This window comes from Arthrobacter sp. HMWF013 (assembly GCF_003061105.1).
Lineage (GTDB): Bacteria > Actinomycetota > Actinomycetes > Actinomycetales > Micrococcaceae > Arthrobacter.
Window position 1 is genome coordinate 1 of record NZ_QAIQ01000563.1, and the last position, 7,906, is coordinate 7,906.

Annotated in this window: 6 protein-coding genes and 1 pseudogene; all 7 read left to right on the plus strand. The window is 65.5% G+C overall.

Translation table 11 applies throughout. From position 1 onward, the window contains the following. The coding region (gene rho / locus DBR22_RS19240; protein ID WP_108600323.1) for a transcription termination factor Rho at positions 1–1,928 on the plus strand (1,928 nt) is incomplete at its 5' end. Between the two features lie 193 nt (positions 1,929–2,121). Next, entirely contained in the window at positions 2,122–3,195 is a 1,074-nt protein-coding gene (gene prfA / locus DBR22_RS19245; RefSeq protein WP_108600329.1) for a peptide chain release factor 1, read from the plus strand. Between the two features lie 28 nt (positions 3,196–3,223). Then, a complete protein-coding gene (prmC, locus tag DBR22_RS19250) occupies positions 3,224–4,108 on the plus strand; it encodes a peptide chain release factor N(5)-glutamine methyltransferase (RefSeq protein WP_108600324.1) in 885 nt (294 codons plus the stop codon). Between the two features lie 15 nt (positions 4,109–4,123). Further along, the gene (locus DBR22_RS19255; RefSeq protein ID WP_108600325.1) at positions 4,124–4,939 is read left to right on the plus strand and encodes an L-threonylcarbamoyladenylate synthase; all 816 of its coding nucleotides are present in this window, start codon (positions 4,124–4,126) and stop codon (positions 4,937–4,939) included. Between the two features lies 1 nt (position 4,940). Next, positions 4,941–5,849, plus strand: a complete 909-nt coding sequence (locus DBR22_RS19260; protein WP_108600326.1) for a glycosyltransferase — start codon at positions 4,941–4,943, stop codon at positions 5,847–5,849. A gap of 6 nt (positions 5,850–5,855) precedes the next feature. Then, on the plus strand, positions 5,856–6,812 hold the full coding sequence (locus DBR22_RS19265; RefSeq protein WP_108600327.1) for a glycosyltransferase: 957 nt from the start codon (positions 5,856–5,858) through the stop codon (positions 6,810–6,812). Between the two features lie 174 nt (positions 6,813–6,986). After that, positions 6,987–7,906: pseudogene (locus tag DBR22_RS24795) on the plus strand (polysaccharide biosynthesis protein); the annotation flags it as partial.

Sequence of the window (7,906 nt, forward strand, 5' to 3'; positions counted from 1 at the left end):
AGACCGAGGCGCCGGCTGCAGAAGGAACCCGTGCACGTGGCCGTGGCCGCAGCCGCCGCGCCGTGAGTGACGGCGTCGTCGCCGCCCCCGCCACGGCACCTGCCGCTGAGGCTCCGGCTGCAGCACCCGCAGAGGCCCCGGCAGCGGCTCCGGCTCCGGCTGAATCGGACGTTGCAGGCGAAGGCGCCGGCGAACGCCGCCAGCCCCGCACCCGCAACCGTCGCCGCGGCGAAGCCGCCGCAACGTCTGCGCAGGCAACGGAAACCACCGAAGCTCCGGCCGAGCAGCCCGCCGCTGAACCGCGCCAGGCCGAGCGTACGGAAACGCAGCGCACGGAAACCCAGCGCACGGAAACCCAGCGCACCGACGCCCAGGGTGCAGAGTCCGGCGACGGCCAGCGCGCCGACCGCCGGGAAGCCGGCCGCACCCGTGGCGCCCGCGATACCAACGTCCGCGAAACCGCCACCCGCGAAACCACCGATGGTGGCCGCGACAACGCCGGCAGCCGCGAGGCAGGCCAGCGCGAAGGTGCCCGCCGCGATGACAACCGCGACAACACCCGCGACAACGACGATGCCGACGGCGGCAGCCGCCGCAACCGCCGCAACCGCCGGGACCGGAACGACCGCAATGACCGCTCAGGCGGCCAGGACAACCGGGACAGCCGGGACAACTCCCGCAACGACCGTTTCCGCGACCGCAACGACCGCCGTCGGGGCCGCGCCCAGGGGCCTGACGTCGACGACGTCGAGGTCACCGAGGACGATGTCCTGCTGCCCGTTGCAGGCATCCTGGATGTGCTCGAGAACTACGCATTCATCCGCACCTCCGGTTACCTGCCGGGCCCGAACGATGTCTACGTTTCCCTCGCCCAGGTCAAGAAGTACAACCTGCGCAAGGGCGACGCCGTAGTTGGCGCCATCCGCGCACCGCGCGAAGGCGAAGACCGCAGCCAGCAGACCGCCCGCCAGAAGTTCAACGCCCTGGTCCGAGTCACCTCAGTGAACGGAAAGACGCCGGAAGAGCTCAAGGACCGCGTCGAATTCGCCAAGCTGGTTCCGCTGTACCCGTCCGAGCGACTGCGCCTCGAGACCGACCCCAAGAAGATCGGCCCCCGCGTCATTGACCTGGTTGCCCCGATCGGCAAGGGCCAGCGTGGCCTGATCGTCTCTCCGCCGAAGGCCGGAAAGACGCTCATCCTGCAGTCCATCGCGAACGCCATCACCACCAACAATCCTGAGGTCCACCTCATGATGGTGCTTGTTGACGAACGCCCCGAAGAAGTCACCGACATGCAGCGCACCGTCAAGGGTGAGGTTATTGCCTCCACCTTCGACCGCCCTGCCGATGACCACACCACCGTTGCCGAGCTTTCCATCGAACGCGCCAAGCGCCTCGTGGAAATGGGCATGGACGTGGTTGTTCTCCTCGACTCCATGACCCGCCTGGGCCGCGCCTACAACCTGGCAGCACCGGCCTCCGGCCGAATCCTGTCCGGCGGTGTCGATTCTGCAGCGCTGTACCCGCCGAAGCGCTTCTTCGGTGCAGCCCGCAACATCGAAAACGGCGGCTCGCTGACCATCCTGGCAACGGCCCTCGTAGAGACCGGTTCGAAGATGGACGAGGTCATCTTCGAAGAGTTCAAGGGCACCGGCAACATGGAGCTCCGCCTGTCCCGCCAGCTGGCTGACAAGCGCATCTTCCCGGCCGTGGACGTCAACGCGTCCGGTACCCGCCGCGAAGAGAACCTGCTTTCCCCCGAGGAAGTCAAGATCATGTGGAAGCTGCGCCGCGTCCTCTCCGGACTCGAAACGCAGCAGAGCCTTGAGCTGCTGACCAACAAGATCCGGGAGACCCAGAGCAACGTCGAGTTCCTCATGCAGGTCCAGAAGACGACGCTTGGTGCGAAGTCGGATAACGACAAGTAGCTACGCTTAACCGCTCGAGAATTGGCGGCCCCTTCCGGGCCGCCAATTTCCCGGGCGGTTCTTGCGTTAACCCGATCCGCCGCTCCAAAAGCAACGCGGGGTCACTTTGAGCCCAAAAGGGGCCTCACATTGGGCGGTAAGTGACCCCGCGTTGCAGTAACTAGACTTGTAAGAGTCGAAAGAGGTTGTGAAAATGTTTGAGTCCGTACAGGGCCTGCTTGATGAGCATGATGCTATCCAGGCGCAGCTGGGGGATCCTGCTGTCTACGCTGACCAGCGGCTGGCCCGGAAGCTCGGGCGGCGGTCTGCGGAGCTCAACGGCATTGTTGAGGCCTACCACAAGTGGGAGGCGCTCCGGGATGACCTTGCCGCGGCCCAGGAGATGGCTGCCGAGGATCCTGAGTTTGCTGCTGAAGTTCCTGAGCTTGAGGCGGCCATGGAGGCTGCTTCCGCCAAGCTGCGGCGGCTGCTCATTCCGCGGGACCCTGACGATGCCCGCAATGTGATCCTCGAGGTCAAGGGAGGCGAAGGCGGCGACGAAGCTGCCCTGTTCGCCGGTGACCTCCTGCGGATGTACACCCGGTACGCGGAGTCACGCGGCTGGAAGACTGAACTTATTTCTGCCACCGAGTCTGACCTGGGTGGTTACAAGGACGTCCAGATGGCCGTCAAGGGGAACTCGAACGATCCTGCCGAGGGTGTTTACGCCCGGCTCAAGTTCGAGGGCGGCGTGCACCGTGTGCAGCGCGTCCCCGTCACCGAATCCCAGGGCCGCATCCACACGTCCGCTGCTGGCGTCCTGGTGCTGCCCGAGGTCGACGAGCCAGAAGAGCTGGACATCAACCAGAACGACCTCAAGATCGATGTTTACCGTTCCTCCGGTCCCGGTGGCCAGTCCGTGAACACCACGGACTCCGCTGTCCGCATCACCCACCTGCCCACGGGCATCGTGGTGGCCATGCAGAACGAGAAATCCCAGCTGCAGAACCGCGAGGCAGGCATGCGCGTGCTCCGTGCCCGCATCCTGGCGCACCAGCAGGAGATCATCGACGCCGAGAACTCAGCCCAGCGCAAGTCCCAGATCCGCACCATGGACCGTTCCGAGCGCATCCGTACCTACAACTACCCGGAAAACCGGATCGCGGACCACCGCACCGGCTACAAGGCGTACAACCTGGACCAGGTCATGAACGGCGATCTGGAGCCGGTCATCCAGTCCGCCATCGAGATGGACGAACAGGCACGCCTGGACGCCATCGGCGAATAGCCGGACCCCCTGTGACAACAGAGTTACTGTGACAGGCGAGCCCACGGCCCCCGGGTCCGGACAGTCCCTCGCGGCTGCGGTCAGCGAAGCCACGGCCATCCTGCGCGACGCCGGAGTGCCCAGTCCCCGCGTCGACGCCGAACTGCTGGCGGAGCACCTCCTTGGTGTGGGGCTCGGCAGGCTGCGGGCGATGATGCTGGGGGACGCTCCGGCACCCGAGGGCTTTGCAGAACTGGTTGCCGAACGTGCCCGGCGGATCCCGCTGCAGCACATCACAGGCGTCGCCCATTTCCGTTACCTGGAACTGGCGGTCGGGCCTGGGGTGTTTATCCCACGGCCGGAAACAGAATCAGTGGTCCAGCTGGTCATCGACCACGTCAAAGGCCTGTCCCGCCCCCGGATCGTGGACCTGGGCACGGGATCCGGCGCAATTGCGGGGTCCATCGCGCACGAGGTGCCCGGCGCGGAAGTCCATGCCGTGGAGTTCAGTCCCTTCGCCCACGCCTGGGCCGAAAAAAACCTGGCACCCTTGGGGGTGAAGCTGGTCCTGGGGGACCTGCGGAACGCGCTGCCGGAACTGAACGGCACCTTCGACGTCGTCATCTCCAATCCGCCCTACATCCCCTCCGAGGCCATCCCCAACGAACCCGAAGTGGCACTCCACGATCCCCCCGAAGCACTGTACGGCGGGGGAGCGGACGGCATGGAACTTCCGACGGCGGCAGCCGCCTCTGCTGCCCGGCTGCTGGTTCCCGGTGGGTACTTCGTGATGGAACACGCGGAAGTCCAGTCGACCTGGATCGCCGGAATAATGAAGCGGACCGGTGTCTGGACCGATATCACCACACACCTGGACCTCAACGGCAAGGAACGCGCCACCAGCGCCGTTCTTGCCGGACCGCACAACGAGTGATGAAAGAATAGGCCAGTGACCACAACCTACAACTGCACCTCAGAGGATCAGCGTGCCCTGGGGCTTGAGCACGCCCAGCGCGCCATCAGCGAAAAGAAGTGCGTGGTGTTTCCCACGGACACCGTCTATGGGATCGCCGCCGATGCCTTTTCGCCGCAGGCCGTCACCATGCTGCTGGTCTCCAAGGGGCGCAGCCGCACCATGCCTCCGCCGGTGCTCATCCCCAGGATCAACGCACTGGACGGGCTCGCCACAGATATTTCGGCTGATGCCCGCAAGCTCGCTGAGGCCTTCTGGCCCGGCGGCCTGACCCTGATCCTGCACGCCCAGCCGTCCCTGGACTGGGACCTCGGCGAGACCCGCGGAACGGTTGCCCTCCGGATGCCCGCGGACGAGGTTGCACAGGAACTCCTGACACTGACCGGTCCGCTGGCTGTGTCCTCTGCCAACCGGACCGGCCACGCCCCGGCGCAGACAGCCGCGGAGGCACGCGAGCAGCTCGCCGAATCCGTGGAGGTCTACCTCGAAGGCGGCTTCCGGCCGGTGGAAGGAACCGAAGCCCTACCGTCCACCATCGTGGACGCCACCGGGCCGCTCCTGCGGGTGGTCCGCAACGGTGCGGTGTCCCTGGACCAGCTCCGCGAACATGTCCCGGGCGTCCTCGGCCTGGGTGAGATCCCGATGGCAGAGGAACCGGCCGAAGAAACTCCGGTGGCTGGTGACGGCGCCCCTGAGACGCAGTCCGCGCAGACGCCGCCTACTGACAACAGCGCCACAACGGCCGCTGAGAACACCGGTGCTCCCGCCGTCGACGATTCACCAAGGAACTGACATGCAGCCCAAAGTCGCCGTCGCGGCGGTAACGTTCGACCGCCACGAGGAACTCGCCCTCCTCCTGAAGGGCCTGGCCGGGCAGACCGCCCCCATCCACTCCATTGCGCTGGTGGATTCGGGGACCGTCCCTGCGACCGACGTCGTAAACGCCGGCGGGGACAACATCAACTACCTCCGCTCCGAGGCGAACCTTGGCGGCGCCGGGGGATTCGCTTACGCGATCCTGGCCGCCATGGCCAGCGGCGCGGAGTGGATCTGGATGATGGACGACGACGGCCACCCTGAGGACGCGAGCTGCCTCGCCGAGCTGCTCAAAACGGCCGAGGAGCACCAGCTCGACATCATCAGCCCGCTGGTTGCCGCCACGGCCGATCCCAACCGGCTCTCGTTCAACTTCCGGATCAACGGACTGCTGACCAACGACCGCTCCCGGCTGGCCCCGATGGGCTACCTGCCGGACATGGTCCACTTCTTCAACGGCGCACTGATCCGCACCGAGGTCTTCTACAAGATCGGTATCCCCGACGTGAAGTTCTTCATCCGCGGCGATGAGGTGGACTTCCTCTCCCGGGTCAAGAAGGCCGGCCTCAAGTACGGCACCCTGGCCACTGTGGCCGTCCAGCACCCGGCCACGTGGACCGAAATGAAACCTGTCTTCGGCGGTTTCATCACCCCGGTGATCCCCGAGGGCGAGTTCAAGCGGTACTGCTACTTCCGCAACCGCGGCTACCTCACCCGGAAATACCGGAACCTGCGCTGGTTCGGTGCGGACATCGTGGGTTTCCCTTATTACTTCCTGAAGACCGGCGACCTCAAGGGCCTCGCGCACTGGTTCGGGGCCTACTCCACGGGCTTCCGCGGAAAGGGCTTCGGCTCGCCCGCCCACCTGATGTCCACCAACAGCTAGGCCGGCGTGGAGAACCTTTATGCCGTCGTCGTCACCTACAACCGTGCCGACTACCTGCAGAACCTGCTCGACTCGGTCAGCCGCCTGGGTACCCGGCCGGACCGGATCCTGGTGGTGGACAACGCCAGCACGGACCATACCGGGGCTGTAGTCTCCCGGGCCATTGCCGCCGGTGATCTTCCCATCCAGTATGAGCGGCTGTCCACGAACGTGGGCGGCTCCGGCGGCTTCTCGCACGGCGTCGGGCTTGCCCTGGCGGCTGGTGCGGAGTGGCTGTGGCTGATGGACGACGACGTCGAGGTGCTGCCCGGGGCGGTGGAGGCGCTGGACAGGTTCACCCCCGATTACTCCTGCATGATCGGCCGCCGCTACGACGCAGCGGGCAAGCCCTTCTTCTGGCAGCACCATTTCGTTGAAGCGCTGGGCGTGTTCCTGCCGGTCTCGGGTGACGTCTTCCGCAAATCCGACGTGTTCCGCACCAATGTCGGCAACTTTGAAGGCATGCTGATCAAGGCGACGCTGGCCCGGAGTATCGGGCTGCCGGACCCGCGGTTCTTCATCACCTGGGACGACCTCATCTACGGGTGGCTCGCTGCGCAGCAGGTTCCGGTGGTCTACGTGAACGCCTTTGTCATCAGGAAAGTCCGCGCCCAGCGCCAGGTGGATCTGGGCGTGCGCCACCTGAATGACTCCAGTGACCTGAGCAGGCGCTACGTGATGCGGAACCGGGGCCATGTGGCGCAGTACCTGCGTGCGTACGGCAAGTACAACCGGCTGGGATTCGGTGCCGGGACTATCCTGACATATTTGAAGGAAATGGTGCGCCTGGTGCTGGTTGAACGGAGCGTCAAAGGCGCCGGCCCGCTCTGGCAGGGGTGGCGCGAATCACGCGCCATCCTGGCCGACAAGAGCTGGCAGCCGATGCCTCCGGTGCCTGCGGCAGCCGGCCCGGAACCTGCCTGAATCAGGCTTTGGAACGGGTCATCAGCCCGGTGCGGCCGCCATGGACCCGGGTTTCCGGGCCGTCAGCGATTAGTATCGTGGGAGACCCGGCTGCATTCCGGCAGTTGCACGGCCGGGTAATTTTTGAAACAGGCGCATGGCCGCCGTGGTAGTGGAAGTCGGTTGCAATCTCTGTTGACTACGAAATCTGAAGCGCGCGAACCTGACGCAACACCTGACGAGAAGAAGCCCCCGCTGTGGATCTGGGTCCAGCTGTTCCTCGATTCGATGTCGTGGGTCGTAGCGATCGTCCTGGCCCTGCTGCTGCGCTACGAAATGGGTGTACGCGAGGAACAGCTTGTCAGCGCCATGATCATCATGGCCCTGGCCATCGTGGTCCAGGCCGTCTCCGGCTATGCGCTGGCACTGTACCGCGGCAGGTATCCGTTCGGCAGCTTCCAGGAAGCAAAAGCCCTCGTCTTCGTGACGGTGATTGTGGCCGCCTCCATCACCCTGAGCCTGCTGGTGCTCTATGAAGACATCGGCATTGGCCGCAGCGTCGGACTCATCGCCTTCCCGTTCGCCTGCCTCTTCATGGGCGCCGCCCGGTATGCCAAGCGGCTCTACGCCGAGAGCAGGAACCGTCCCGGCGACGGTGCCCAGAACACCCTGATCTACGGTGCCGGCTTCCTCGGCAACTCCCTGGTGACCCGCATGATGCAGGATGCTGATTCGCCCTATTTCCCGGTGGGGCTGATCGATGACGATCCCACCAAGAAGCACCTGCGGCTCGCCGGGGTCCAGGTCCTGGGCCGGGGCGATGACCTGCCGGCCATCATCCGGCGCACCCGCGCCACCGTCCTGGTGCTGGCCTTTGCAAATGTGGAGGCCTCGGTGGTCCGGCGGATTTCGGACGCCGTCGCCGGCATGAACATCAGGGTGCTGGTCCTGCCGCCGCTGCGGGACATGCTCGGCCGGGGGGCGCCCGAGGGTTTCTCCGATTTCCGTGACGTGGCGGTTGAGGACCTGATCGGGCGGCGCCCGGTGGACATCAAGGTTGACGAGATCGCAGGCTATATCAAGGGCAAACGTGTTTTGGTCACGGGAGCCGGCGG

Coding starts and splice junctions, on each gene's coding strand:
- prfA (WP_108600329.1), top strand. CDS start 2,122: ATGTTTGAGTCCGTACAGGGCCTGCTTGATGAGCATGATGCTATCCAG.
- DBR22_RS19260 (WP_108600326.1), top strand. CDS start 4,941: ATGCAGCCCAAAGTCGCCGTCGCGGCGGTAACGTTCGACCGCCACGAG.